This window comes from Monashia sp. HAY1-11D (assembly GCF_056868035.1).
On sequence record NZ_CP200320.1, the window covers coordinates 1,086,611 to 1,111,287 of the forward strand.

The 24,677-nt window shown below is 72.0% G+C and carries 25 protein-coding genes and 3 tRNA genes; 19 read left to right on the top strand and 9 right to left on the bottom strand.

Annotated elements, in window-relative coordinates; all coding sequences use genetic code 11:
* The first annotated feature begins 90 nt into the window (after nucleotides 1–90).
* Genes AC1VM9_RS05050 through AC1VM9_RS05060 form a run of 3 tightly spaced genes read left to right on the top strand, consistent with a single transcriptional unit; the run spans nucleotide 91 to nucleotide 3,279 of the window.
* A complete protein-coding gene (locus AC1VM9_RS05050; protein ID WP_481345950.1) occupies nucleotides 91–1,476 on the top strand; it encodes a four-carbon acid sugar kinase family protein in 1,386 nt (461 codons plus the stop codon).
* Nucleotides 1,473–2,480 (top strand): 4-hydroxythreonine-4-phosphate dehydrogenase PdxA, encoded by a 1,008-nt coding sequence (pdxA, locus tag AC1VM9_RS05055; RefSeq protein ID WP_481342600.1) that lies wholly within the window; start codon nucleotides 1,473–1,475, stop codon nucleotides 2,478–2,480. The genes AC1VM9_RS05050 and pdxA overlap by 4 nt, the downstream gene beginning before the upstream one ends.
* A 10-nt stretch (nucleotides 2,481–2,490) precedes the next feature.
* Nucleotides 2,491–3,279 carry a DeoR/GlpR family DNA-binding transcription regulator gene (locus tag AC1VM9_RS05060; protein WP_481342599.1) on the top strand — a complete coding sequence of 263 codons (789 nt, stop codon included), beginning with the start codon at nucleotides 2,491–2,493 and terminating at the stop codon, nucleotides 3,277–3,279.
* Between the two features lie 28 nt (nucleotides 3,280–3,307).
* Here AC1VM9_RS05060 and AC1VM9_RS05065 read toward each other — a convergent pair whose 3' ends face one another.
* Both AC1VM9_RS05065 and AC1VM9_RS05070 read right to left on the bottom strand, forming a co-directional pair.
* Complete coding sequence (locus AC1VM9_RS05065) at nucleotides 3,308–5,698, bottom strand: phosphoketolase family protein (protein ID WP_483121529.1); 2,391 nt, start codon at nucleotides 5,696–5,698, stop codon at nucleotides 3,308–3,310.
* A gap of 174 nt (nucleotides 5,699–5,872) precedes the next feature.
* Entirely contained in the window at nucleotides 5,873–6,073 is a 201-nt protein-coding gene (locus AC1VM9_RS05070) for a CsbD family protein (protein WP_481342597.1), read from the bottom strand.
* 122 nt (nucleotides 6,074–6,195) lie between these two features.
* Here AC1VM9_RS05070 and AC1VM9_RS05075 point away from each other — a divergent pair, with 122 nt between their 5' ends.
* From AC1VM9_RS05075 to AC1VM9_RS05125, 11 genes are all read left to right on the top strand, one after another.
* Entirely contained in the window at nucleotides 6,196–7,239 is a 1,044-nt protein-coding gene (locus tag AC1VM9_RS05075) for a cation diffusion facilitator family transporter (protein ID WP_483121532.1), read from the top strand.
* Nucleotides 7,236–7,745, top strand: coding sequence for a methylated-DNA--[protein]-cysteine S-methyltransferase (locus AC1VM9_RS05080; protein WP_481342595.1), 510 nt, complete (start codon nucleotides 7,236–7,238; stop codon nucleotides 7,743–7,745). Before AC1VM9_RS05075 ends, AC1VM9_RS05080 begins: the two co-directional genes overlap by 4 nt.
* A gap of 150 nt (nucleotides 7,746–7,895) precedes the next feature.
* A complete protein-coding gene (locus tag AC1VM9_RS05085) occupies nucleotides 7,896–8,381 on the top strand; it encodes an RNA polymerase sigma factor (RefSeq protein ID WP_483121533.1) in 486 nt (161 codons plus the stop codon).
* A gap of 5 nt (nucleotides 8,382–8,386) precedes the next feature.
* Entirely contained in the window at nucleotides 8,387–9,106 is a 720-nt protein-coding gene (locus AC1VM9_RS05090; RefSeq protein WP_483121534.1) for a methylated-DNA--[protein]-cysteine S-methyltransferase, read from the top strand.
* Complete coding sequence (locus tag AC1VM9_RS05095; protein ID WP_483121535.1) at nucleotides 9,103–9,660, top strand: NUDIX domain-containing protein; 558 nt, start codon at nucleotides 9,103–9,105, stop codon at nucleotides 9,658–9,660. Before AC1VM9_RS05090 ends, AC1VM9_RS05095 begins: the two co-directional genes overlap by 4 nt.
* Before the next feature lie 132 nt (nucleotides 9,661–9,792).
* Nucleotides 9,793–10,311 carry a SigE family RNA polymerase sigma factor gene (locus AC1VM9_RS05100; RefSeq protein ID WP_481342591.1) on the top strand — a complete coding sequence of 173 codons (519 nt, stop codon included), beginning with the start codon at nucleotides 9,793–9,795 and terminating at the stop codon, nucleotides 10,309–10,311.
* Nucleotides 10,308–11,225 carry a hypothetical protein gene (locus AC1VM9_RS05105; RefSeq protein ID WP_483121536.1) on the top strand — a complete coding sequence of 306 codons (918 nt, stop codon included), beginning with the start codon at nucleotides 10,308–10,310 and terminating at the stop codon, nucleotides 11,223–11,225. Before AC1VM9_RS05100 ends, AC1VM9_RS05105 begins: the two co-directional genes overlap by 4 nt.
* A gap of 117 nt (nucleotides 11,226–11,342) precedes the next feature.
* Nucleotides 11,343–12,389 carry a PHP domain-containing protein gene (locus tag AC1VM9_RS05110; RefSeq protein WP_483121538.1) on the top strand — a complete coding sequence of 349 codons (1,047 nt, stop codon included), beginning with the start codon at nucleotides 11,343–11,345 and terminating at the stop codon, nucleotides 12,387–12,389.
* A gap of 105 nt (nucleotides 12,390–12,494) precedes the next feature.
* Nucleotides 12,495–12,567 (top strand) — tRNA-Glu (locus AC1VM9_RS05115).
* 26 nt (nucleotides 12,568–12,593) lie between these two features.
* Nucleotides 12,594–12,667 (top strand) — tRNA-Asp (locus AC1VM9_RS05120).
* A 98-nt stretch (nucleotides 12,668–12,765) separates the two neighbouring features.
* The gene (locus AC1VM9_RS05125) at nucleotides 12,766–13,731 is read left to right on the top strand and encodes a D-2-hydroxyacid dehydrogenase family protein (RefSeq protein WP_483121539.1); all 966 of its coding nucleotides are present in this window, start codon (nucleotides 12,766–12,768) and stop codon (nucleotides 13,729–13,731) included.
* A gap of 17 nt (nucleotides 13,732–13,748) precedes the next feature.
* Here the strand turns inward: AC1VM9_RS05125 and AC1VM9_RS05130 are convergent, their stop codons facing one another.
* Entirely contained in the window at nucleotides 13,749–14,936 is a 1,188-nt protein-coding gene (locus AC1VM9_RS05130) for a PucR family transcriptional regulator (RefSeq protein ID WP_481342587.1), read from the bottom strand.
* Between the two features lie 99 nt (nucleotides 14,937–15,035).
* Between AC1VM9_RS05130 and AC1VM9_RS05135 the strand changes: the two genes are divergently transcribed.
* The 3 genes from AC1VM9_RS05135 to AC1VM9_RS05145 are packed head-to-tail and all read left to right on the top strand — an operon-like array spanning nucleotide 15,036 to nucleotide 18,134.
* The gene (locus AC1VM9_RS05135) at nucleotides 15,036–16,133 is read left to right on the top strand and encodes a ferredoxin reductase (protein ID WP_483121541.1); all 1,098 of its coding nucleotides are present in this window, start codon (nucleotides 15,036–15,038) and stop codon (nucleotides 16,131–16,133) included.
* Between the two features lie 14 nt (nucleotides 16,134–16,147).
* A complete protein-coding gene (locus AC1VM9_RS05140; protein WP_481347486.1) occupies nucleotides 16,148–17,422 on the top strand; it encodes a fatty acid desaturase family protein in 1,275 nt (424 codons plus the stop codon).
* Nucleotides 17,412–18,134, top strand: a complete 723-nt coding sequence (locus tag AC1VM9_RS05145; protein WP_481347487.1) for an HAD family hydrolase — start codon at nucleotides 17,412–17,414, stop codon at nucleotides 18,132–18,134. The genes AC1VM9_RS05140 and AC1VM9_RS05145 overlap by 11 nt, the downstream gene beginning before the upstream one ends.
* A 24-nt stretch (nucleotides 18,135–18,158) precedes the next feature.
* On the opposite strand, the gene AC1VM9_RS05150 is transcribed toward AC1VM9_RS05145, so the two are convergent.
* A complete protein-coding gene (locus AC1VM9_RS05150) occupies nucleotides 18,159–18,698 on the bottom strand; it encodes a hypothetical protein (RefSeq protein ID WP_483121544.1) in 540 nt (179 codons plus the stop codon).
* Nucleotides 18,699–18,774: 76 nt separating this feature from the next.
* Complete coding sequence (locus AC1VM9_RS05155; RefSeq protein WP_483121546.1) at nucleotides 18,775–20,211, bottom strand: GuaB1 family IMP dehydrogenase-related protein; 1,437 nt, start codon at nucleotides 20,209–20,211, stop codon at nucleotides 18,775–18,777.
* A 116-nt stretch (nucleotides 20,212–20,327) separates the two neighbouring features.
* Here AC1VM9_RS05155 and AC1VM9_RS05160 point away from each other — a divergent pair, with 116 nt between their 5' ends.
* Nucleotides 20,328–20,849, top strand: coding sequence for a hypothetical protein (locus AC1VM9_RS05160; protein ID WP_483121548.1), 522 nt, complete (start codon nucleotides 20,328–20,330; stop codon nucleotides 20,847–20,849).
* Between the two features lie 9 nt (nucleotides 20,850–20,858).
* On the opposite strand, the gene AC1VM9_RS05165 is transcribed toward AC1VM9_RS05160, so the two are convergent.
* The gene (locus AC1VM9_RS05165) at nucleotides 20,859–21,467 is read right to left on the bottom strand and encodes a YceI family protein (protein WP_483121550.1); all 609 of its coding nucleotides are present in this window, start codon (nucleotides 21,465–21,467) and stop codon (nucleotides 20,859–20,861) included.
* A gap of 260 nt (nucleotides 21,468–21,727) precedes the next feature.
* Here AC1VM9_RS05165 and AC1VM9_RS05170 point away from each other — a divergent pair.
* A tRNA-Phe gene (locus AC1VM9_RS05170) sits at nucleotides 21,728–21,804 on the top strand.
* Between the two features lie 132 nt (nucleotides 21,805–21,936).
* Here the strand turns inward: AC1VM9_RS05170 and AC1VM9_RS05175 are convergent.
* From AC1VM9_RS05175 to AC1VM9_RS05185, 3 genes are read right to left on the bottom strand one after another with little or no spacing between them, the layout of a single operon-like run.
* Nucleotides 21,937–23,064, bottom strand: a complete 1,128-nt coding sequence (locus AC1VM9_RS05175; RefSeq protein ID WP_483121551.1) for a site-specific integrase — start codon at nucleotides 23,062–23,064, stop codon at nucleotides 21,937–21,939.
* Complete coding sequence (locus tag AC1VM9_RS05180; RefSeq protein ID WP_030199459.1) at nucleotides 23,061–23,240, bottom strand: helix-turn-helix domain-containing protein; 180 nt, start codon at nucleotides 23,238–23,240, stop codon at nucleotides 23,061–23,063. Before AC1VM9_RS05180 ends, AC1VM9_RS05175 begins: the two co-directional genes overlap by 4 nt.
* A gap of 49 nt (nucleotides 23,241–23,289) precedes the next feature.
* The gene (locus tag AC1VM9_RS05185; protein ID WP_483121552.1) at nucleotides 23,290–24,669 is read right to left on the bottom strand and encodes a replication initiator; all 1,380 of its coding nucleotides are present in this window, start codon (nucleotides 24,667–24,669) and stop codon (nucleotides 23,290–23,292) included.
* Nucleotides 24,670–24,677: the final 8 nt, after the last annotated feature.

Consider the following 24,677-nt stretch of genomic DNA (forward strand, 5'->3'; position numbering starts at 1 on the left):
GGTCGCGGACGCTTGGCTCAACGAGGGGCAGGGACGCCCGAAGCCTTGTCTCACAAGAACTTTTCCGACATTCGGAGGACGGGAGGCACGATGCGAAGCACGCCGGAGCTCGCCGTCGTCGCCGACGACCTCAGCGGTGCCGCCGAGTGCGCTGCGCACGGACTCTTGCGCGTTTCGCGCAGTGTTCCGCTCCGCCTCCTGGCGACGACCGACGGCACGACGACGGCCGCCGCCGTCGCTGACGGGTCGGCCCGTGTCGTCGTCGTCGACACGGACGCGCGTACCCTCGACGACGCAGCCGCCCGCGACCGAGTCCGGGCCGCAGGCGATCTCGTGTCCGGTGCTTGCGTCGTGGTCCAGAAGGTCGACTCGCTCCTGCGCGGCAACGTCGCGGCCGAGGTCGCGGCGCTCGCCGAGCGTCTGGGCCGCACGCCGGTCATCGCCGTCGCCAACCCGGCCCTCGGACGGACGGTCACGGGCGGCGTCCTCCACGTCGGCGGTGCGCCGTTGCACGAGACGACGCTCTGGGCGGTCGAACCCACCCCGCCACCGACGAGCATCGCCGAGGCGTTGCGCACGATGCGCACGGCCCTCGTGCCGCTCGACGCCGTCCGCGGCGAGGTGGCGACTCTGGCGGACGCGCTGCGGCAGGCCGTCGCCGAAGGCTGCGCCCCCGTCTGCGACGCCCGGTACGACGCCGACCTCGATGCCGTCGTGGCCGCGGCACAGACCGCGTTCGGCACGCCGCTGCTCGTCGGTTCCGGTGCCCTGACCGCCGCCGCGGTGCGCGCCCTTCCGGGGCCCGGAGGGGACGGGGCACCGGCGGAGGCGTCGCGCCCGGACGCGTCGGCCAGGCCCGGGTCGTTCCCTGGGCTCCCCCACGTCGGCTCGCTGCTCATGGTGCTCGGCACCCGCACGGACACCGTCGCGGCGCAGCTCGACGAGGTCAGCCCCCTGGCGACGAGCCAGCTGCTCGTCGACCCGACGATGCTCCTGTCCGACCCGGCCGCCGTGCGGAGCGAGGTGGAGGCGCTCGGACGCGAGGGCCTCGCCCTCGTCGCGGTGGACCCGGCCGCCCACCCCGACCCCACCGCATCCACCCGCATCGTGGCAGCGCTCGCCGACGCCGTCGCCGCCGTCGCGGACGGCTTCGACGCCGTCTTCCTCGCCGGCGGCCAGACGGCACGCGCCGTCCTCGACCGGCTCGGCACCGACGAGCTGGAGGTCGTCGCCTCGCTCGGCAGCGGCACCGTCGTGAGCCTGCGTCGCACCACCGACGGCCTCACGACACCCACCCGTGTCGTCGTGACCCGGCCCGGCAGCTTCGGCGACGCCGACGCCCTGCGCCACGTCGCCGAGCAGCTCCTGGCGACGGCCGCTCCGCTCCCTGCACGCCCTGCATCATCCCTGCCCCCAGAAACCGACTCACCCCACCCCCCGTCGCGCACCCGCGCCACTACCGAGGAGAACCGATGAGCCCCGTCCTACCCCGCATCGCCGTGACCATGGGCGATGGCGCCGGCATCGGTCCGGAGATCATCGTCCGCGCACTGTCCGAGCCCGAGGTCTCCGGGCTCGCGCGGACGGTCGTCGTCGGCGATGCGCTGCGGCTCAAGCAGGCAGCCGACATCGTCGGCGCCGCCGTCGACATCGTCACGGTCAACGACGTGGAGGAGGCCGAGGAGGTCACCGGCCGGATCAACGTCATCGACCTCGGGATGCTGCCGGCCGACCTTCCGTTCGGGCAGCTGTCGGCCGTCGCCGGCAACGCCGCGTACCACTACGTCCGCGTCGCCGCCCAGCTCGCCATGGCCGGCAAGGTGCAGGCCATCTGCACGGCGCCGCTCAACAAGGAGGCGCTGCACGCCGGTGGCCATGTCTTCCCCGGCCACACCGAGCTGCTCGCCCACCTCACCGGCACCCCCGAGGTGTCGATGATGCTCTCGACCGAGAAGGTCAAGGTCATCCACGTCACGACGCACATCGGGCTCCTCGACGCCGTCGAGCGCATCGAGCCGGGCCTCGTCGAGAGGGTCATCCGCCGCGGCCACAAGGCGCTCGTCGACGCCGGCACCCCGAACCCCAAGATCGGCGTCTGCGGCATCAACCCGCACGCCGGTGAGAACGGGCTCTTCGGCCACGGCGAGGAGGAGACAAAGATCAACCCCGGCGTCGAGGCCTGCCGCGCCGACGGCATCGACGTGCACGGTGCGCTGCCCGCGGACACGCTCTTCTTCCTCGCCGGCCGGGGCGACTACGACCTCGTCGTCGCGATGTACCACGACCAGGGCCACGGGCCGGTCAAGGTCCTCGGCCTCGAGGCCGGCGTCAACGTCACCATCGGCCTGCCGGTCATCCGCACCTCGGTCGACCACGGCACGGCGTTCGACATCGCCGGCAAGGGCATCGCCGACCACCGCTCGATGATCGAGGCGTTGCGGCTCGGCGCGGAGATGGCGCCGCGGCCCGCCGACGCCTAAGGTGCCGCTCGTGGCGAAGCAGAGCGCACAGACCCGCCGTGGCGAGATCGTGCGTCTTGCCACGACCAGCGGCCTGGCCAGCGTCGAGGACCTCTCGGACCAGCTGGGCGTCACGCCGTCGACCATCCGTCGCGACCTCGCGAAGCTGACCGCACAGGGCAAGCTCGCCCGGACCTACGGCGGCGTCATGAGCCTCTCGCACCACCCTGAGGCCTCGCTGCGGCAGCGGCTCGGCGAGGCGCACGAGGCCAAGCGCGACATCGCGCGGTGGGCCGCGGCGCAGGTCGAGCCCGGAGAGACGGTCCTGCTCGACGCCGGTTCCACGACGGGCGCGCTCGCCGACGCCATGAGCCGCACCCCGTCGCTGACCGAGCTCACCGTCGTCACAGCCGGCATCAGCGCCATGTCGACCCTCGCCGAGCGCCCCGGCATCGATGTCATCGCCCTGGGTGGGCGGCTCCGCCCGCTGAGCCAGGCGTTCGTCGGGCCGCTCGCCGAGGCCGCGGTCCAGCGGCTGTCGTTCGACCGTGCCTTCATGGGGGCCGACGCCGTCCACGCCGAGCGAGGCATCTGCGAGGCCGACCTCGAGCAGACGCGGCTCAAGGAGCTGATGATGAGCCGTGCGGAGCACACCTACGTCCTCGCGCACGCGGACAAGATCGGCCAGTCCCCGTTCCACGCGTGGGCCGTCATGCCGTCCCGATGGACGCTCGTCACCGACGCGTCGGCCGACCCGGACCGGCTCGAGCGGTTCCGGGCCAACGGCGTGGAGGTCGTCGTCGCCCCGCGGCGCGGCTGACCCCTTCGGCCCCGCCCAGGTCTCGGCGTCAGTAGTCCAGCGGGCGGGAGATGACCCAGTCCCGCACCTCGGGCAGGTCCTCGAGGTGCTCGACGATGTACTCGCCGTGCCGCGCCAGCTGCCTCTGGCACCAGGCCTGGAGGTCGCTCGCACCGCGCACCTGACGGCCGGCGTTGTTGATGGCGTCCATGACGAGGTGGTACCGGTCGACCTCGTTGCGCACGACCATGTCGAAGGGTGTGGTCGTCGTGCCCTCCTCCTTGAAGCCGCGCACGTGGAACCGGTCGGCGTCGGGCCGGCCGTGGACGAGCTGGTGGATGGCGCCGTGGTACCCGTGGAAGGCGAAGACGACGTCGACGTGGTCGGTGAACAGCTCCGCGAAGCGCACGTCGTCCATGCCGTGGGGGTGGCTGCGGGGGCGGGACAGGGTCATCAGGTCGACGACGTTGACGACCCGAACCCGTAGCTGCGGCAGGCGTTCCCGCAGGATGTGCGCCGCCGCAACGACCTCCATGGTCACGACGTCGCCGGCGCAGGCGAGCACGATGTCGGGGTCCCGGTCACCGTCGTCGGTGCCGGCCCAGTCCCACGTGCCAGCGCCGACCCTGCAGTGCTCGACGGCCTCGTCGATCGTGAGCCACTGAGGCTGCGGCTGCTTGTCGATGACGATGCAGTTGACGTAGTTGCGCGAGCGCAGGCAGTGGTCCGCCACGGAGAGAAGGCAGTTCGCGTCGGGTGGTAGGTAGATGCGGGCCACCTCGCCCCGGGCGTTGAGGACCGTCTGCACGAGGCCGGGGCCCTGGTGGGAGAAGCCGTTGTGGTCGTTGCGCCACGCGGTCGAGGTCAGCAGGATGTTGAGGCTCGGCACCGCAGCGCGCCAGTCGAGCCGACGCGCCTCCTGCAGCCACTTGCTGTGCTGCACCGTCATCGAGGCGCTGACCATCGCGAACGCCTCGTACGTGGCGAAGAGCCCGTGCCGGCCGGTCAGCGTGTAGCCCTCGAGCCAGCCGTGGCAGCTGTGCTCGGAGAGCACCTCCATGACCCGGCCGTCATGGGCCAGGTGGTCGTCACCGGGGTCCACCCGTTCGGCCAGCATCCGGTTCTCCACGTCGAACACGGCGTCGAGGCGGTTGCTGTGCGTCTCGTCGGGGCAGAAGAGCCGGAACGTCGTGGGGTTGCGGCGGTAGGTCTCGCGCAGCAGCTCGCCGAGGGCCCGGGTGGACTCGGCACGCGTCGCGGCCGGCTGCGGGACGTCGCGAGCGAAGTCGCGGAAGTCGGGCAGGTCGAGCGGCTGCGTGAGCAGGCCGCCGTTGGCGTGCGGCGAGGCACTCATCCGCAGCTCGCCCTCGGGGTTGGCCGCCCGGACGAGGTCCACCGGCGCGCCGGTGTCGTCGAAGAGCTCCTCGGGCCGGTAGGAGCGCATCCACTCCTCGAGGAGGCGCAGGTGGTCGGGGTCGTCGCGCACGCCCGACAGCGGCACCTGGTGCGCGCGGAAGGTGCCCTCGACCCGGACGCCGTCGACCTCGACGGGCCCGGTCCAACCCTTCGGCGTGCGGAGTACGACGAGCGGCCAGCGCGGACGCGTGCCGGCCCCTTCCGAGCCGCGGCCCCGCGCGGCGTCCTGGATCGTCGTGATGCGCTCGTAGGCCGTCGCGAGGGTCGCGGCGAAGCGCTCGTGCATCCCGGGCACGTCGGCCCCCTCGACCTCGAGGACCTCGTAGCCGTGCCCCTCGAGGAGGCTGCGCACCTCGCCGGGGTCCTTGCGGCCGAGCACGGTCGGGCCGGCGATCTTGGCCCCGTTGAGGTGCAGGACCGGCAGCACCGCGCCGTCGCGGGCCGGGTCGAGGAACGAGATTCCCTTCCAGGACCCTTCGAGCGGGCCGGTCTCGGCCTCGCCGTCGCCGACGACGGCGAGGGCGAGCAGGTCGGGGTTGTCCATGACGGCCCCGAAGGCGTGGACGAGGACGTAGCCGAGCTCACCCCCCTCGTGGATCGACCCGGGCGTCGTCACCGACACGTGGCTCGGGATGCCACCGGGTGCCGAGAACTGCCGGAAGAGGCGACGCATCCCCTCGGCGTCCTGCGTCACGCGGGGGTACACCTCGGTGTACGTGCCCTCGAGGTAGCCGGCTGCGACGAGGGCCGGGCCACCGTGGCCGGGCCCGGTGAGGTAGATCGTCTGCTGGCCGGTGTGCCGCACGAGACGCGACACGTGTGCGTAGACGAACGACAGGCCGGGGCTCGTGCCCCAGTGCCCGAGCAGGCGCGGCTTGATGTGCTCGGCCGCGAGCGGCTGGCGGAGCAGGGCGTTGGCCTGAAGGTAGATCTGGCCGATGGTGAGGTAGTTGCTGGCGCGCCACCAGGCGTCCAACGAGGCGATCTCCTCGGCGGTGGGAGGGGGCAGGGTCGTCGTGCGCATCGCGTCACCTCTCGGTCAGGGGTACCGTGCCGGCCCCTCGACTCTCACCGACCGCCGAGCCGCACGCAAGGGACGCCAAGTCGCGCCGGTGAGACCGGACGGCAGGCGCGCGTCCGGGCACGGCAGGGGGCCGGTCCCGGCGGGACCGGCCCCCGACGTCGGGCGGACCGTGGGTCAGTGCTCGCCGGTGACGGCGTCCTTGACGTCCTCGCCGGCGTCCTTCAGCTGCTCGCCCCGCTGCTTGAGGTCGGCCTTGGCCTGGTCCCTCTCGCCCTCCGCCTCGAGCCGCTCGTTGTCGGTGACCTTCCCGGCGGCTTCCTTGGCCTTGCCCTTCAGGTCCTCGCCGGTGTTGCGTGCCTTGTCCTCGGTACCCATGAGGGCTCCTTTCTCCGATCGGTCACCAGACACCTACCCCGATCACCCTCTCCATCACCACCGACGCGTCCGGGCCCCGGCAGGACGGACGCGACGTCGGTGGGCTTTGCGACACTGGAGCCGTGAGCAGCGCTGACCCCGACCGCCCCGAGAGCCTCCCCTCGGCGTCCACCGCCTCGACCGACACCAGCCGGGGGCTCCAGACCCGGGACCTGAGCCGGTTCGCGTACCTGTCCATCGCGGCAGCGGTCGTCACCATCACGCTCAAGGTCCTCGCGTGGCGGCTGACCGGGTCGGTGGGTCTGCTGTCCGACGCCGCCGAGTCGGTCGTCAACCTCGTCGCCGCGGTCGCGGTGCTCATCGCCCTCAAGGTCGCCGCCATGCCGGCCGACAAGAACCACCACTTCGGGCACACCAAGGCCGAGTACTTCTCGGCGGCCATCGAAGGCGTCATGATCTTCGTCGCCGCGATGCTCATCATGTGGTCGGCCGTCGACCGCTTCATGCACCCGCAGCCGATCGAGAACGTCGGCATCGGCCTCGCCGTCTCCGTCGTGGCCTCCGTCGTCAACGGTGCCGTCGCGTTCGTCCTGCTGCGTGCCGGTCGGCGCTACCGCTCGCTCACGCTCACGGCCGACGGCAAGCACCTCATGACCGACGTGTGGACCTCGGCGGGAGTCATCGTCGGCGTCCTCGTCGTCGCCCTCACCGGCATCGAGCGGCTCGACCCGGTCGTCGCCTTCCTCGTCGGTCTCAACATCGTGTGGACCGGCTGGAAGCTGATCCGCGAGTCCACCGAGGGGCTCATGGACATCGCGATGTCGAAGGAGGACAACGCCGCGATCGCCGGGATCCTGTCGCGTTTCGTCACCCGCGAGGTCCACTTCCACGCGTTGCGTACCCGCGAGTCCGGCCACCACCGGTTCGCCGAGGTGCACGTGCTCGTCCCCGGTGCCTGGACGGTTCGGCAGGGCCACGACCTCGTCGAGGAGGTCGAGGCGACGGTCCACCGCGACTTCGGCGACATCGCGCTGACCTGCCACCTCGAGCCCCGCGAGGACCCGCGCGCGTACGGCGACTACCCGGCCGAGTTCCCCGTCCCGACCCACGAGGACATCCTCGCCGCGCACGAGACCGGCAAGCCCTCGGGGGGCGCGACGCGGTGACCGCCTCGCACGTCGTCGTCCCCTCGCCCATCGGCGACCTCACCGTCGTCGCCGAGGACGGCGCCGTGACGCACCTGCTCATGGACGCCGCGAAGTACCGCCCCGGCGAGGACGTCCTCGGTGAGCCGGCGGACCCGGCCGACGAGCCCTTCGCCGCGGCCGCCGTCCAGCTCGCCGCCTACTTCACCGGGGCGCTGACCGAGTTCGACCTGCCCCTGGCGCCGCGCGGCGACGCCTTCCACCAGCGCGTGTGGGCGCTGCTGCGCGAGATCCCCTACGGCCAGACCCGCTCCTACGGGGACCTCGCACGAGCCCTCGGGGACCGCAACCTCGCCCAGGCGGTCGGCACGGCCAACGGGCGCAACCCGATCGCCGTCGTCGTGCCGTGCCATCGCGTCATCGGCGCCGACGGCTCCCTCGTCGGCTACGCCGGCGGGCTGGCGCGCAAGCGGTTCCTCCTCGCGCTCGAGGAGCCGACCGCCGACGACGCGGGCCGCCTCTTCTGAGGGCGCCGTCCCACGCCCCCGCCCGTCCTCGTTCACCGCTCGCCGTCCACGGCGCTCCCTCGTCGACCCCCCTCGTCGGTCAGGTGGGCCTCCGCCCAACCCGTCAGAATGGGGACCTCACACACCCACGGGCCGGAGCGTCTACAGGGCATGAAGCGACCGTTCGAGCAGGCCGTGACCGACCACGGGGCCGTCGTGCTGCGCGTGTGCCGCGCCGTCCTCGGCCCGGCCGAGGCCGACGACGCGTGGTCCGAGACGTTCCTCGCGGCCCTGCGGGCCTGGCCCGACCTGCCCGACGACGCGAACGTCCGGGCCTGGCTCGTCACCATCGCCCATCGCAAGGCCCTCGACGTCGCCCGTGCCGGCGCGCGGCGAGCGCTGCCGGTGGCCGTGGTTCCGGAGTCGACGGCCCCCCGCGGCGACGAGCCCGACGCCGCGCTCCCCGACGACTGCCTGTGGGCTGCGCTGGCGGCGCTGCCGGACAAGCAACGACGCTGCGTCGCCTACCACCACGTCGCCGGCCTGCCCCACACCGAGGTCGCGCGCATCGTCGGCGGCACGCCGGCGGCCGCTCGGCGCGCCTCCGCGGACGGCATCGCCCGGCTGCGCACGACCTACGCCCTCACGGAGAGGTGAGACCCATGACCCCGACGACCCCGACGACCCCGACGACCCCGCCGACCCCGACGACCCCGGCGACCCCGACGACCCCGACAGCTCCGGATGCCCGGACCTCGCCGACGCCCGGAACCGAGCCCGACCACACCCTCGCCCGCCTGACCCGTCCCACCGGTGACGACGCGGCCCGGCTCGACGCGCTCCATGCGGCCCTCGTCGAGCGGGCGGCGGCGGCCTCGGTCCTCGACGCCACCTACCGCATCGTCGAGTCGCCCCTCGGCCCGTTGCTGCTGGCGGCGACGGAGGCGGGCCTGGTCCGCGTCGCCTATGCCCTCGAGGACCACGACCGGGTCCTCGAGACCCTCGGAACCCGCGTCGGGTCGCGGATCCTCAAGGACGCCAAGCGGTTCGACGACGCCGCCCGCCAGCTCGACGAGTACTTCGCCGGGAACCGACGCAGCTTCGACCTGCCGGTCGACCTCCGTCTCGCGCACGGCTTCCGGCTCGAGGTGCTGCGCCACCTGGGCGCGATCCCGTACGGGTCCACGGAGAGCTACGCGCAGGTGGCCTCCGCCGCGGGCAGCCCGAAGGCGGTCCGCGCCGTCGGGTCGGCCTGCGCGACCAACCCGCTGCCGATCGTCGTCCCGTGCCATCGCGTCGTCCGGTCCGACGGCGCCCTCGGCGGCTACCTCGGCGGACTGCCCGCCAAGCAGACGCTGCTGCACCTCGAGGGTGCCGCGTGACCTGGCCGGTGCGACACACCCGCGTCGTCTACGAGAACGCGTGGATCCGGGTCCACGAGGACGCGGTCGTGCGCCCGGACGGTGGCGACGGCGTGTTCGGCGTCGTGGAGGTGCGGAGCCCGGCGGTCTTCGTCGTCGCCCTGACCGACGCCGACGAGATCGTGCTCATCACGGTGGACCGGCACACCGTCGGGCGGTCCGTCGAGGTCCCGGCGGGCGGCACCGACGGCGAGGACCCCCTTGCGGCCGCCCGCCGGGAGCTGGCCGAGGAGACCGGCCTCGCCGCCCGCGAGTGGCGCCCCGTCGGCATCATGAACGCGCTCAACGGTGTGTGCCGGGCTCCCGAGCTGGTGTTCCTGGCGACCGGCCTCGGGCCGGCGCCGGGGTTCGCCGGGTCGTCCGGTGTTCGGACGCGCGCCGAGGAGGGCATCCACGGGGTGCGCCGGGTCCCGGTGGCCGAGGTGCTCGACCTCGTCCGTGACGGCGGCATCACCGACGGCGAGACCGTGGCGGCTCTCATGTTCGCCCTGGCGCACCTGCGCCGGGTGTCGTGACCCGACCGGGTGCGCCGTCGGCCCACGTCGTCGCGACGACGTGCAACGCTTCGCCGGGCTCGCGTGTCCATGGGGTGTACGACACCGTGACACCCTGACGAGCGACCTGACGGACGACCCAGGCGGGAGCACATGAGACGGAGGGACGAGGCGGCGTTCCGCACCTTTGTCGAGGAGCGGCAGACGATGCTGCGCCGGCGCGCCTACCTGCTCTGCGGCAACTGGGCCGACGGCGACGAGCTCGTCCAGGAGGCCCTGGCGCGCGTGTACGTGGCCTGGCCGCGGATCGCCGACGGGGCCCAGACCGCCTACACGAGGCGCACCATGATGAACCTCTACCTCAACGACCAGCGCAGGCGTCGCCGCGAGGTGCTCACCGACGAGGCTCCCGAGCCGCTGCCGTCGCACCCGTCCGCCGGCGACCACGACCGTGAGCTCGCGATGACGCTGACCGACCTGCTGCACGGGCTGCCGGAGAAGCAGCGCGCCGTCCTCGTGCTGCGGTTCTGGGAGGACCTCACCGTGCCCCAGATCGCCGAGTGCACGGGCGTGGCCGAGGGCACCATCAAGAGCCAGATCTCCCGGGCCCTCGCGGCCCTGCGTGAGCGGCTCGCCGAACCACCGCTGTCGGGGGCAGGAGCCGTGACATGAGCGAGGACCCGATGCGCCGACCCGGCCCCGCCGCAGACCCGGACCCGGCCTCGACGCCGGAACCCGGCGAGCTCGAGCTGCGAAAGGCCCTCGCCATGACGAACGACCTCGAACCCCCGCGCGACGACCTCTTCGCCGAGCGCGCGCTCCTGCGTGGCCGGGCCCGGACCGCCCGGCGCCGCAACGCCGTCCTCGGCACCGCGGCCGCGGTCGTGCTCGTCGGGGTGGTCGGCGGTGGCTGGGCCCTGTCCGGCAGCCGCCCGTCCACGACCACCCAGGCGGGGTCTGCCGCGGGCGCTCCGGAGCAGCTGAGCGACACGGGCGCCGACTCGGGCGCACGGGGTCTGGCGCCGGGTGCGACGGGCTCCCCGACGCCGGGCTCCGTGCCACCGGGCGGCCCGACTGCCAAGGGCAGCCCGATGCCACCGGCCCGCGACCTGTCGGCGTTCTTCGGCACGCTGAGCACCCCGGCCACCCGAGCGTTCGACGCCGCCTCCACGACGGTGACGACCCGCTGGCCGGACGCCTTCTCCGGCGCCTACGCCGAGGACCCGGCCGGCACCACGGTCGTCGTCGCCGTCACGCGCCGCGACGCCGCGCTCGAGTCCTTCGTCAGCAGTGCGATGCCGAGCGGCTCGGTGCGCTTCGTCGAGGCCTCGCACACCTGGGCGGAGAAGGTCAGCGTCGCCGAGCGGGTGCGCCAGGACTCGCCCGTCCTCAGGGCGCAGGGCATCGTCGTCCACGGCATCGGCATCGACGCCCGTGGGGACCGCGTCGTCGTGTCCGCGGACGAGGGCTCGAGGCCCGGCGCCCTCGTCCAGCGCTACGGCGACATCGTCCGGGTCGTCGCCACGACGGCCTCCGTTCCGGGAAAGCTGCCCGACGGCGGTACGCTGCCGACGCTGCAGCACTGACCACTCTCGGGGGTCCTGCGTTCCGACGGGGGTCGAACGCGGGACGGACGCGCCCGGGGCCGCGAACCCTCCCGCGCGGACCCGGGCGCGTCCCACACGCGCGGCTAGGCTGGCCGAATGCACCAGCCGAGCCCGCCGACGGCACCGATGAGCCCGCTCGACGCGCTGCGTCGCATCTGCTTCCTGCTCGAGCGCGGTCGCGAGAGCAGCTACCGTGTCGACGCGTTCCGGCGCGCCATCGAGGCCATCACCCTCATCTCCGAGGACGAGCTGCGTGAACGCGTCGAGGCCGGAACGCTCAAGCAGATCAAGGGAATCGGCGACTCGAGCGCGGCGATCATCGGCCAGGCGGTGCGTGGTGTGGTCCCTGCCTACCTCGCCTCGGCTGAGGAGAAGCACGGCGCGACGCTGACCCGTGACGGCGACGACCTCTATGCCGCGCTGCGGGGCGACCTGCACGCCCACTCGAACTGGAGCGACGGCGGCAGCCCCATCGAGGAGATGGTGCTCGCGGCGGTCGAGCTCGGCCAGGAGTGGCTGGCGCTGACCGACCACTCGCCGCGGCTCACCGTCGCCAACGGCCTCTCTCGCGAGCGGCTCGCGGCCCAGCTCGACCGGGTCGAGGCCATCAACCGCAGCCTCGGCGACGGTTTCAGGCTCCTCAAGGGCATCGAGGTCAACATCCACCTCGACGGCTCCCTCGACCAGGACGACGACATGCTCGACCAGCTCGACGTCGTCACCGCCTCGATCCACTCGAAGCTGCGCCAACCCTCCTTCGAGATGACTCCGCGGATGGTGACGGCGGTGCGCAACCGGCACACCAACGTCCTGGCCCACTGCACCGGACGGCTCGTCACGGGTGGCCGGGGCACGCGGCCGCCGTCGACGTTCGACGCCGAGAAGGTCTTCCGCGCCTGCCTCGAGAACGACGTCGCGGTCGAGATCAACTCGCGGCCCGAGCGGTGCGACCCCCCGGACGAGCTGATCGAGCTCGCGCGCGACCTCGGGTGCCTCTTCACCATCGACTCCGACGCCCACGCGCCGGGCCAGCTGGACATGAAGTCGCTGGGCTGCGAGCGCGCCGAACGGCTCGGGATCCCGGCCGAGCGCATCGTCACGACGTGGCCGGTCGAGGACGTCCTGGCGTGGGCCAAGAAGTGACGCGAGCCGGCGGCACGAGCCGCCGGCCGGCGCCCGGGAGACGATTTGGAGGGTGCGCAGAACTCCCCTATAGTTCTCGACGTCCCAAGCGGATGGTTCGGGTCAGTCCCCATCGTCTAGCGGCCTAGGACTCCGCCCTTTCACGGCGGCAGCACGGGTTCGAATCCCGTTGGGGATACGCACGACCACAACTTCATCACGCAAGGCCCCGTAGCGCAGTTGGTTAGCGCGCCGCCCTGTCACGGCGGAGGTCGCCGGTTCGAGCCCGGTCGGGGTCGCCCTGAGCAGAGGCGCCACTCACACGAGTGGCGCCTCTCGCCGTTCCCGGCCCTCGGTCGACCGGCCGCGGCCGGGCGCGCGCCCGTAGGGTGGCCGGGTGCGTATCGCGGTCCTCGACGACTACCAGGGGGTGGCGCTGTCCAGCGCCGACTGGACCCGGGTCACCGACCACCCGACGCGTCCCTGCCTGGTGGACGTCTTCCGCGACCACCTCGCGGAGCCCCGAGCCCTGACCGAGCGACTCGAGCCCTACGAGGCCGTCGTCGTCATGCGCGAACGCACGCCGCTGCCCGCCCAGGTCCTCACCCGGCTGCCGCGGCTGCGCCTGGTCGTGACGACCGGGCGCCGAAACGCCGGCATCGACGTCGCGGCCGCCGCGGCCTCCGGCATCACGGTGTGCGGCACGGAGAGCCGCGCGAGCGCGCCGGCCGAGCTGACCTGGGCGCTCGTGCTCGGCCTCGCGCGGCACCTCCTCACCGAGGCCGAGGCGGTGCGCTCCGGTGGCTGGCAGACGACGATCGGGCTCGACCTTGCCGGCCACACGTTCGGCATCCTCGGCCTGGGCCGCATCGGCCGCCAGGTCGCGGCGGTCGCCCGCGCGTTCGGCATGGAGGTGCTCGCCTGGAGCCCGCACCTGACACCGGAGCGAGCCGAGGCGTCCGGCGCCACCGCCACGGCCCTCGACGACCTCCTGCGGCGCTCCGACGTCGTGTCGGTGCATCTGCCGCTCGTCGAGGGTGAGGGCGGCACCCGCGGCCTCCTCGGCGCCCGCGAGCTCGCGCTGATGGGCGGGTCCGCACTGCTCGTCAACACCTCGCGCGGCCCGATCGTGCAGGAAGCCGCCCTCCTCGACGCGCTCGCCTCGGGGCACCTCGGGGGCGTCGGCCTCGACGTCTTCGACGTCGAGCCGCTGCCGGCCGACCACCCGCTGCGGACGGCTCCCCGGACGCTGCTGACACCTCACGTCGGCTACGTCACCGAGGACACGTACGCGACCTTCTTCGGCGGGGTTGTCGAGGCCGTCGCCGCGTGGCTCGACGGCGCGCCCGTGCGGGTCCTCTGACGGCGCCGGCCGCGTCGTCAGCGGTGGCCGGCACGGAGGACGAGCTCGAGCTCGAAGCGCACCTCCGGGTCCTCGAGCGCGTCTCCGAACCGCTGCTTGAGCTGGGCGACCCGGTAACCGACCGTCTGCGGGTGCACGAACAGCTCCTCGGCCATCGGGGCCCGCTGGCCCTGGTGCCGCAGCCACGACAGCAGGGTCTCCGCGAGGCGCGCGCGCACGGCGGGCCGGAGACCGTCGAGGGGCGCCAGGCGCACCACTGCGAGGTCGCCGATGGCGAGCGGCTCGGAGCGCACGACGAGCTCGGCGAGCCGGTCCTCGACCCAGAGCGGGTCGGGGCCGGAGTGCGGCTGGTCGAGGGCCGGGCCGAGGCCGTGCGCGCCGGCCGAGGCCGCCAGGTGCAGCGACTCCCCCGCCGCCTGCCACGGGCGCGCCGGACCGACGACGGCCCGGCGGCCGCTGAGGGCACGGTCGAGGTCGCGGCGGCGGACGCGGCGGTTGCCGACGGGGTAGACGACGACGACGTCGGCGCCGCGCTCGGCGACGAGCCCGTCGCGGCCGATCGCGGCGCGCAGCCCCTCGACGTGGGGCGAGGGCACGAGCCCGACGACGATGCGTTCGGGCAGCGTCCACCCGACGGCCGCGGCGAGGCGCGCGACCCCGTCGCTGGAGTCGCCCCGCAGGATCATCTCCAGCAGCTCACCGCGCAGGCGCTGCTGCTCACCGGCCCGCTCGGACTGCTCCTGGGCGTACCCCTGGGCGCTGGCGGCCGACAGCTCGTCGATGTACGCGAAGAGCGACTCGCCGAGCGAGAGCAGCACGTCGGGCGGCATCTGCGACACGTCGACCGTGCGCGAGATGGCCCGGAACGTCACCCTGGCCCCGTAGCGGTACGCTGCAAGCAGGGCCTCGAGGCTGCGACCCGACCGCACCTCGCCGCGTCCGAGGTTCTCGTACACCCACTTGCCGTCCTCCGACAGCGCCGGCAGGCGGGTTCCCGGCAGGTCGAGGAAGCGGTGCAGCGCGACCTGGACCCCCTGCCGCACGCCATGGCCGAACCGGCCCTCCATGGGCATCGCGTAGACGGGGACGTCCTGGGGTATGCCCTCGATGATGGCCTCCACGATGTCGGGGACGACCGGACGCAGCACCCTGCTGATTTCGGCGGGTAGAGACAACCACGGCGGGTCGGACGTGGCGTGCGCCACTTCGGCCTCCTGCTTTTTGTCGTGAGGCAATAGATTCCTTCTTCAAAGAGTACGCCGCGACCCAAGACCTGGACCCCCCTCGAGGCCCACCATGGAGGTATGAGCCAGTTGCGAGCACTACGGCGTCTGGCGTCCGTCCTCACGACGCCCCTGGACCCCGAGGACTTCCTCGCCCTCGTCAACCCGCTCTCGTCCGCCCGCCAGCTGCGCGGCATCGTCACGCGCGTCGAGCGCGAGACCCCTGACTCCACGACCATCCACTTCCGCCCCGGTCGGGGCTGGAACGCGCACGAGGCCGGCCAGTGGGCCCGCATCGGCGTCGAGATCGACGGGGTGCGCCAGTGGCGCAGCTACTCCCTGTCGGCGGCCGCCGGGCACGACCCCGCCATCACCGTCACGGCGATCGGCACCGTCTCCTCCGCCCTGGCCCGCGACACCCGTCCCGGCGACGTCCTCTTCCTCGACGTCCCGCAGGGCGACTTCGTCCTGCCGGGCCACCCGCGCCCGCTGCTCATGCTCACCGCCGGCAGCGGCATCACGCCCGTCATGTCGATGATCCGCACGCTCGTCCCCCGTCGCCCCGACGCCGACGTCGTGCTCCTGCACTGTGCGCGCACGCGGCACGACGCCCTCTTCCACGACGAGCTGCTCGAGCTCGCCGACCAGTTCCCCGGCCTGCGGGTTCGGCACTGGTTCACCCGTGAGGAGGGTGGCCTGAGCGAGCAGGCCGGGCGCCGCCTCGACCTGTCGACGACGGCCGACCTCGACGCGCTGTGTCCCGACTGGCGCACCCGCAAGGCGTTCGCGTGCGGTCCGGCAGAGCTGCTCGACGACGCCGAGGAGCTGTGGGCCCGCGAGGGCGTCGACGGCACCGACGCCACGGGCGCGAGCCTCACGATCGAGCGCTTCGCCCCGGTCCTGCTGCCGGGAACCGGCGGCGAGGGCGGGGTCGTCGTGTTCGAGAAGTCCGACAAGGAGGTCGAGGCCGGCGGCGACGTGCCGCTCCTCGACGCCGGCGAGGAGTGCGGCGTCGTCATGCCGAGCGGCTGCCGCATGGGCATCTGCCGCAGCTGCCTGACACCGCTCGTGGCCGGCAAGGTCCGCGACCTGCGTACCGGAGAGGTCCACGGCGACGAGGGCGAGCTGATCCAGACCTGCGTCAACGCCGCTGCCGGGCCCGTCCATCTGGACATCTGAGAAGGGAACCACCGATGACCACCACCGTGAACCGACCCGCCCCCACGACCCCCACCGGACCGTCCGCGGACGGCCGTGAGGTCCGGCCCCGGAAGCCGGTCCTGGCCGCCGCCGGTGGCCCGGCGAAGCGCCCGAGCGCCGCCGCGCACCTGTCCGACGCCGACGTCGAGCGTCTCGGCCAGGAGCTCGACGCCCTGCGCAACCGCGTCATCGCGACCCGGGGTGCCAAGGACGCCGCCTACATCCGCCGGGTGATCCGCATCCAGCGCACGCTCGAGCTCGCCGGCCGCGCCACGCTGCTCTTCTCGAAGAAGAAGACGGCGCTCGTCGCAGGTACCGCGATGCTCTCGGTCGCCAAGATCCTCGAGAACATGGAGATCGGGCACAACGTCCTGCACGGCCAGTGGGACTGGATGCGCGACCCCGACATCCACTCGACGACGTGGGAGTGGGACTTCGTCACGCCCGCCGCCGCCTGGAAGCACACCCACAACGACCTGCACCACACGTGGACCAACGTGCTGGGCAAGGACAAGGACGTGGGCTACTCGGTGCTGCGCATGGACGAGGACCAGCCGTGGCACCCCTCCAACATCTTCAATCCCGCCATCAACATGGTCCTGGCGCCCTTCTTCGAGTGGGGCATCGCCATCTACGACCTCGAGCTCGAGGCCTACCAGCAGGGCGAGAAGTCCAAGGACGAGCTCAAGGCGGACCTCAAGGCGATGGGACGCAAGGTGGTGCGTCAGTTCACCAAGGACTACGCCGCCACGCCGCTGGCCGCCGTGCCGTTCGGCTCCGGCAAGCAGGCCCTCATCGGCACCTTCACGGCCAACGCCATCCGCAACGTGTGGGCCCACTCGGTCATCTTCTGCGGCCACTTCCCCGACGGCGTCGACACCTTCACCGAGGAGGAGATCGAGGGCGAGACGCGCGGCGACTGGTACATCCGCCAGATGCTCGGATCGGCCAACATCTCCGGCTCGAAGCTGATGCACATCATGACCGGCAACCTGTCCCACCAGATCGAGCACCACTGCTTCCCCGACCTGCCGAGCAACCGCTACGCCGAGGTCGCGGTGGAGCTGCGCGAGATCTGCGAGCGCTACGGGCTGCCCTACACGACCGGCCCGCTGCCGCGTCAGGTCGGGCAGGCCTGGGCGAAGGTCTTCCGGCTGGCGCTGCCGCCGCGCGCGGCGCGCACGCCGCGCCGGCTGCCCAAGGACGCCGTCAACGCGTCGGTGCCGCGCCGTCGGGCGGCCCTGCCCCTCGCCGCCCATGTCGGCTGACGCGTCGACCCTCGGCCCCCTGCCCCTCTCGGGCGGGGGGCCTGTCGCGGCGTTCTTCGACCTCGACCGGACGCTGATCCGCGGGTCGGCCAACTACCCCCTCGCGATCGCCGCCTTCCGGGGCGGTCACGTGCCGTGGCGCGACCTCGTCAAGGACACCGTCAACGCGATCTCCTTCCACCGCAAGGGATCCACCGACGCGGGGTCCGAGGCGCTGCGCGAGCGCATCCTGCGCGCGGTGGCCGGCATCCGGCAGTCCGACATCATCCACCTCACCGACGCCATCGTGCCCGGCATCGTCCGCAGGGCCATCCCGGCGTCCCTGACGCTGCTATCGGACTGCAAGGCCCTCGGCCAGGACCGCATCGTCGTGTCGGCCTCGCCCATCGAGCTCGTGAGCCGCATCGCGACGGCCCTGGGCCTCGAGGGCGCGGTCGCCACCCGCAGCGAGCTCGACGACGAGGGCCGCTACACCGGGCACCTGGCCGGTGAGTTCTGCTACGGCGCAGGCAAGGTCATCGAGATCGAGAAGCTCGCGGCCGAGCGCGGCTACGACCTCGCCCGGTGCACCGCCTACAGCGACTCGGTCAGCGACCTGCCGATGATGGAGCGCGTCGGACAGGCCGTGGCCGTCAACCCCGACCGCGAGCTGCGCGAGATCGCCCGCGAACGCGGTTGGCGCGTCGTCGAGGTCGGCCGCAAGCGTCATTGACCCGGTCGCACCCTGCCTGGGTGGTCACGGTCCGTTCGTGCCGCTGAGCATGCTGCGGACCGTCTCGACGGTCCGGCGCTCGAACTCCGTCGTCTCGTCGCGGAGTGCGCCCAGCTCGGCGACCGCGCCGGCGCTGCCCTGCTCGTGGCCGACCAGGGCCGTCCCCACCCGCACGTCCAGGTGGACCAGGCCGCGCACGATGGGGTCGAGCCGCTGGTAGGTGGCCACGTCGCTGAGGCTGGCAACGGCGACCTGTGCCGCGACGAGCCGCGGCAGGAGGGCACGCATCGTCTCCTCGTACCGGCGGGCCTCGGCAAGCGACTGCTCCCGGGGCTGGGAGCCGACCGCCCAGGTCACCCACGCGATCGCCTGGGTTCCCGTCGCGACCAGCTGCACGAGGTCGAGGAGCGACTGGCGCGCCGCGCGCGTCAGCTCGTCCCGGCGGGCGGCGGCCACCCGCTCGCGCTCGATGCGCACCTGGTGCCCCGAGGCGATGAGGGAACCCACGATGCCCGCCATCGCGCCGATCGCGGTGCCGAGCAGGCCGGCGAGGGCGGCGTCCACCCGACCAGTCTGCCGGGCTCGCCCGTCCGGGAGATGCCGTTCGAGCGAGCCGGCACCGGACGGGACGCGCCGTACCTCACCAGGACGTGTGGAGCGGGCGTCCTTCGGCGAACCCGGCGGTGCTCTGGAGGCCGACCACGGCACGCTCGTGGAACTCCTCGAGCGTGCGCGCTCCCGCGTAAGTGCAGCTGCTGCGCAGGCCCGCGATGATCTGGTCGATGACGTCCTCGACCGACGGCCGGGCGGGGTCGACGTACATCCGTGCGCTGCTGATGCCCTCCTCGAAGAGGGACTTCCGTGCGCGGTCGTAGGCGGTGTCGCCCGCCGTGCGGTTGCGGACCGCGCGAGAGCTGGCCATGCCGAACGACTCCTTGTACATGCGGCCGTCGTTGTCGGTGTACAGGTCCCCGGGCGACTCGAGGGTGCCGGCGAACCAGGAGCCGATCATGACGTTGGAGGCGCCGGCGGCCAGAGCGAGCGCGACGTCGCGCGGGTGGCGAACTCCACCGTCGGCCCAGACATGTCGGCCGAGCTCCCTTGCCGCCGTGGCACATTCGAGCACCGCGGAGAACTGCGGCCGACCGACGGCCGTCATCATCCGCGTCGTGCACATGGCACCGGGGCCGACGCCGACCTTGACGATGTCGGCTCCTGCCTCGATGAGCTCGCGGGTGCCGGCGGCAGACACGACGTTGCCGGCGACGACGGGGACCTGCGGACCGAGTGCCCGTACGGCGCGCAAAGCCTCCATCATCTTGTCCTGGTGGCCGTGTGCGGTGTCGATGACGAGGACGTCGGCCCCGGCGTCCAGGACCTCGGACGCCTTCGCGGCGACGTCGCCGTTGATGCCCACCGCGGCGGCGACCCGCAGCCGGCCCGACGCGTCGACCGCGGGGCTGTAGAGGCCGGCGCGCAGGGCCCCGCCGCGGGTGAGGATGCCCACGAGCTCCCCGGAGTCGGACACCACGGGCGCGACCTTGCGACGCGCCTCGGAGAGTCGCTCGAACGCGTCCTGCGGACCGACCGACTCGGGCAGCACCACCATGTCCTCGCGCATGACGTCCTGCACCTGGGTGAAACGGTCGACGCCGGTGAGGTCCTTCTCCGTGACGATGCCGACCGGCTTCGGGCCGTCGACGACGACGGCCGCCCCGTGGGCGCGCTTGGCGAGCAGCACGAGGGCCTCGCCCGCCGTCATGTGGCGCTCGAGGGTGATCGCCGTGTCGTGGACGAGGTGGCGGCCCTTGACCCAGCCGACGACGTCGCGCACGACCTCGGTGGGGATGTCCTGCGGGACGACCGCGATGCCGCCGCGACGGGCCACCGTCTCGGCCATCCGGCGCCCCGCGATGGCGGTCATGTTCGCGACGACGAGCGGGATCGTCGTGCCCGTCCCGTCCACCGAGGCCAGGTCGACGTCGAGGCGGCTGGTCACCGACGAACGGCTCGGGACCATGAAGACGTCGTCGTAGGTCAGGTCGAGCTGGGGCTGGAGGCCGTTGAGGAACTGCACGGTCACTCACTCTAGGCGGCGCGGTGACGGACGGGCGCGCGCGTCTTCCCCCGCGGCCGGATCTGCCGTGGGCGTAGGCCATTGCCATCACCCCGGGCCCGAGTAATCATGATTACATGATTACGAATGAGTCCCAGGAACGGGTCCGTGGCTGGTTCGCCGGCCGCCTGCCCGAGGAGTGGCGTCGCGAGACGCCGCAGATCACCGTCGACCGCGAGGAGATCACGGTCGGGCTCACCATCGAGGACGTCGACCTGCCCGACGGCTCGAGCGACGCCGAACGGGCCGAGGCCCGCGCCGGGCGTGCGAAGGCGTTCCGCGAGGACACCCGCGGCCGCCGCATCGAGATCGCCCGCGAGGCGGAGCACCGCTTCGACCGAAAGGTGTCGTGGGGGCTGCGGGTCGGTGACCGCAGCGAGCTGTGGACCCACGTCGCGGCTCCCACCATGACCCGGCTGCGCCAGCCGGAGCGGCTCGTCCTCGACACCCTCGTCGACGCCGGGGTAGCCCGGTCGCGCGCCGAGGCCCTGGCCTGGTGCGTGAAGCTCGTCGGCCAGCACGAGAGCGACTGGCTCGGCGAGCTGCGGGAGGCGATGTCGCACGTGGCCGACGTGCGTACGAAGGGCCCTGCCGCTTAGGGCTGCCGGTCAGCCCTGATCGTCGCCGGACTGGTCGGCGTTCTCGGCGTCGTTGGTCTGCTGGTCGCTGTCCCGCTTGATAGCGGAGATCTCGAACTCGAGCGAGATCTTCTCGGAGACGAGGACGCCCCCGGAGTCGAGAGGCATGTTCCACTCGAGCCCGAAGTCGCGGCGGTTGATGCGACGCGAACCCTCGAAGCCGGCGCGCAGCGCGCCGAACGCGTCGGTCTCGACGCCGAGCAGCTCGAGGGGGATGGTCACCGGCTTGGTGATGTCGCGGATGGTGAGGTTGCCCGAGACCATGTAGGCCCGGTCCTCGACCTCCTCGATCTGGGTGCTCTCGAACCGGATCTCGGGCCACTTCTCGACATCGAAGAAGTCGGCGCTGCGCAGGTGGTCGTCGCGCTGCTGGTTGCGGGTGTCGACGCTGGCGGCCTTGAGGATGATCTCGGCCGAGGACTTCGACATGTCGTCGAGGTCGGCGTAGAAGTGCCCCTTGACGTCGTTGAAGGACCCCCGGACGGTGGTCACCATGGCATGCCGCGCGGAGAACCCGATGCGCGTGTGGGCCGGGTCGAAGTCCCAGTCGCCGTTCAGCGGCGAACTGTCGTCCGTCATTGGTGTCTCCTGCACGCGTGAGTTTCGAGTCGCGGAAGTCTCTCACGACCCAGGGGTGCCGACCGTTGCCCAGTCCGGCAACCGACGCTCGTGCACGCCCCGACGAGCACGCTCTGACTTTACCCGTTCCTGACCCTGCAGCACCGGGGGCAGGACGCCCCCACTGCGGGCGTAGCGCCACGGCCCGGTCGGATCGCGCCTCGGCGTGCGCTATAGTTGGCGTCGCCCGGAGCGATCCGGGTATCTGTTTGCGCAGATCCGGCCAGGTAGCTCAGTTGGTACGAGCGTCCGACTGAAAATCGGAAGGTCGGCGGTTCGACCCCGCCCCTGGCCACCACCCCGAAGCCGCAGGATCAGGACTCTCTGACCTGCGGCTTCGTCGTTCTCGAGAGCATCTGTGACGTTCCGTGCGAGGCCGCAGTCCATGCTTCGTCTGGCCCGTTGATAGCAGCGGTGATAGCAACGCGCATCACGCGAGCCTCTCGCCGAGCAGCTGGAGGGCCTTTCGTTTCTCGTCCAGCGACGTGTGCGCGTAGATCGTCATCGTCACGTCGATCGCACTGTGGCCCACGATCTCCTGGACGATGTGCGGCGCGACTCCCTCGGTCAGCAGGAGCGTCACGCAGGTGTGCCTCAGGTCGTGAAAACGAGGCAGCGGCTCGGCCAGGACGGTGCGCACCCGGTACCAGCTGCGGCGCAGGTTGTCCGGCTCCATCGGGGTGCCGACCGTCGAGGCGAACACCATGTCCGTGTCGTGCCAGTCCGAACCGGCGGCGAGACGCTCCTTGCCCTGCGCGATCTTGTGCGCCTTCAGAGCGTCGACCACTGGGCGTGGCAGCGGAACCGTGCGCCGGGACTTCCGGGTCTTGGGCACCTTGAGCTGCAGCTGGCCGCCGACACGTTGAAGGCTCTGCACGACCTGGAGCGACTCGGCCTCGAGGTCGACGTGCTGCCACTGCAGGCCGAGAAGCTCGCCACGTCGAAGTCCCAGATAGAGCGCGAGGACGTACAGGGCATGCAGGCGCTCGGACTTCGCCGCTTCCAGCAGCTGCTTCGCCTCGTTAGGTCCGAGCCCGTGGCCAACGACGTACTCCGGTGCCGGGATCTGGACGAGCTTGGCGACGTTACGGGTCAGCAGCTCGTCGCGCATCGCGTTCTGCAGGCCGGCGCGCAGGACCGCGTGCGCGAACTGGACGCCGCGGCGCTGCATGCCCTTTTCCGCGAGGTGCTGGCACATGAGCCGGACGTCGCGAACGGTCAGGGCGCGCAGCTTCTTGCTGCCGATGAGTGGGCCCAGGTGCAACCGGACGACGAGCTCGTAGCCCTGGTAGGTCTTCGGCGCTCGGTTCGGTCTGACCACCGTCTCGAGCCAGTGTTCGAGGTACCCCTGGACGGTCCAGTTCTCGACGGAGACGCGGACGCCGGCGTCGAGCTCCTTCTGGAGGTCGCTCAGCTTCTTGCGAGCCTCTGTGCGCGTGCGGCCGTAGACCACGACACGCTTTCTGCCGCCGGTGTTGGTGTCCGCGTACGTCGCGCCGACCCATCGGCCCTGCTTCGTCTCGTAGACCGAACCTTCCCCGTTGGCGCGCCGGCTCATGCCGACTCCTCGACCATGCGCTTGACCATCTCCTCGCACGCCTGGACGGGCACGAGCCGGCGCCGGCCGATCTTGATCGACGCGAGGATGCGCATGCGCATCAGGTCGTAGATCGTCGACCTCGTGACGCCGAGGATCTCCGCCGCTTCCTCCGGACTCAACAGCAGCTTCTCCACTCCACTCACCTCTCCCAGTTGGATTCCTTGTCGTGAAGGCGGCGAACCGTCAGTTGGCTCGCGCCATGGCAGCGGATCGCACGGCTTCAGCGGCTTGGTCGAGCTGCAGGTAGCCGCGGCCGACGTAGACGAAGCTCGACACGATCTCGAAGCCCTCGGGAGCCGCTTCGTCGAGGACCTCGCGGATGTCTGCCTCTGGATCGAGTGCAGCCGGCCGGGCGCGGAAGAGTCGTCGCGCACGCCGGATCTGTCCGAACGTCACGGAGTAGCGCCGCGACTTCGTGATCGGGTGGCCGCGATAGCCCAAGGTGGAGTAGCGGTCGGCGATCCGGGCGTACTCCTCGCCCTCACGGCTCAGCGCCTCGGCAGCGTGGATGATCCGCACCACGTGGGGCGACGCCCCGAGCAGACGAGCGTGCACAGACGACCCGACCGTGCCGGACAGCCCGAACTCCTCTGTCGTCTTCGTCAGGTACTTGGCCAGGTAGGCGGCCACCTGCTCGGGGTGGACCCGGCTGCTGCGGCGTGCGGAGTCGCGGCCTGCACCCTCGCTGATCGTTCGTGCGTCTGCCTGCGTGCCCCAGCGGAGCCGGTAGGAGGTGCCATCAGCCAGTGGTGTCGTGTCGAGGTGGACCGCGGTGGCGGATGCCGCAACTGACTTCTCGAGGTCGGCAACAGTCAGCGGCAGGGAGCACGCTGGCCCGTCGGGACCGGCAGGGCCATCGAGCCGGATCGGTGCGTGGACGTGGACCAGGCCGCGCGCCTGGAACTCGACGACCTTCGAGTACGAGATCCGGCAGGCCTTTCGGAAGTGCGTGATCTTCAGGCCGGCGCGTTTCGCCAGATCCCGTTGCAGGGCGATGGTGAAGCGGCGCCAGAGCTCGGGGGCGTGCCACTGCCAGAGCACATGGGCCAGGTAGTCGTAGCACTCCCAGCACAGCGGTTGGCCGACCTGTCGGTCCTTGTCCGAATGCCGCTTGCTGCACCACATCGGCCGGCCGTGCGCACAGACAGGGCGGTCACGGCGGGCGCGACAAGGCCCCTTCTCCCTCACTCCATGGACGGCGCCGAACGACGGTGCGGTGAGCGTCACGAAGGTGCAGGGCCGATCCGCAACCGACTCGGGGACTCCCTTGCCGCCGGCGAGGCCGCACATGAGCAGGTGCCAGGCGTCGCCCTTGTACTCACGGCTGCAAGTCGGGCAGACGCTCGCCCGGCGGTTGTTGCACCTCACGTACGTGTGGCCGTCGAGCTCACCCGCGGAGCTGTACAGGGTCTGGACCTCGCCCGTGCCGGTGTTCACCAGCTGCTTGGAGCCCTGCAGTCGCACGGGATGGGCACAGCCAGAGGCGCGCCGTTCAGCGGATTCCAGGCCGGCCGAGCCAAGAAGCGAGTCAGACGGCCCCGGGGCGCGACGTGTAACAGTCATCCCCGCCC

What these genes read in the sequence shown, in the direction of transcription:
- AC1VM9_RS05050 (WP_481345950.1), top strand. Translation starts at nt 91, where the DNA reads ATGCGAAGCACGCCGGAGCTCGCCGTCGTCGCCGACGACCTCAGCGGT.
- pdxA (WP_481342600.1), top strand. Translation starts at nt 1,473, where the DNA reads ATGAGCCCCGTCCTACCCCGCATCGCCGTGACCATGGGCGATGGCGCC.
- AC1VM9_RS05065 (WP_483121529.1), bottom strand. Translation starts at nt 5,698, where the DNA reads ATGCGCACGACGACCCTGCCCCCTCCCACCGCCGAGGAGATCGCCTCG.
- AC1VM9_RS05070 (WP_481342597.1), bottom strand. Translation starts at nt 6,073, where the DNA reads ATGGGTACCGAGGACAAGGCACGCAACACCGGCGAGGACCTGAAGGGC.
- AC1VM9_RS05085 (WP_483121533.1), top strand. Translation starts at nt 7,896, where the DNA reads ATGAAGCGACCGTTCGAGCAGGCCGTGACCGACCACGGGGCCGTCGTG.
- AC1VM9_RS05090 (WP_483121534.1), top strand. Translation starts at nt 8,387, where the DNA reads ATGACCCCGACGACCCCGACGACCCCGACGACCCCGCCGACCCCGACG.
- AC1VM9_RS05100 (WP_481342591.1), top strand. Translation starts at nt 9,793, where the DNA reads ATGAGACGGAGGGACGAGGCGGCGTTCCGCACCTTTGTCGAGGAGCGG.
- AC1VM9_RS05105 (WP_483121536.1), top strand. Translation starts at nt 10,308, where the DNA reads ATGAGCGAGGACCCGATGCGCCGACCCGGCCCCGCCGCAGACCCGGAC.
- AC1VM9_RS05110 (WP_483121538.1), top strand. Translation starts at nt 11,343, where the DNA reads ATGCACCAGCCGAGCCCGCCGACGGCACCGATGAGCCCGCTCGACGCG.
- AC1VM9_RS05135 (WP_483121541.1), top strand. Translation starts at nt 15,036, where the DNA reads ATGAGCCAGTTGCGAGCACTACGGCGTCTGGCGTCCGTCCTCACGACG.
- AC1VM9_RS05140 (WP_481347486.1), top strand. Translation starts at nt 16,148, where the DNA reads ATGACCACCACCGTGAACCGACCCGCCCCCACGACCCCCACCGGACCG.
- AC1VM9_RS05145 (WP_481347487.1), top strand. Translation starts at nt 17,412, where the DNA reads ATGTCGGCTGACGCGTCGACCCTCGGCCCCCTGCCCCTCTCGGGCGGG.
- AC1VM9_RS05160 (WP_483121548.1), top strand. Translation starts at nt 20,328, where the DNA reads ATGATTACGAATGAGTCCCAGGAACGGGTCCGTGGCTGGTTCGCCGGC.
- AC1VM9_RS05165 (WP_483121550.1), bottom strand. Translation starts at nt 21,467, where the DNA reads ATGACGGACGACAGTTCGCCGCTGAACGGCGACTGGGACTTCGACCCG.
- AC1VM9_RS05175 (WP_483121551.1), bottom strand. Translation starts at nt 23,064, where the DNA reads ATGAGCCGGCGCGCCAACGGGGAAGGTTCGGTCTACGAGACGAAGCAG.
- AC1VM9_RS05185 (WP_483121552.1), bottom strand. Translation starts at nt 24,669, where the DNA reads ATGACTGTTACACGTCGCGCCCCGGGGCCGTCTGACTCGCTTCTTGGC.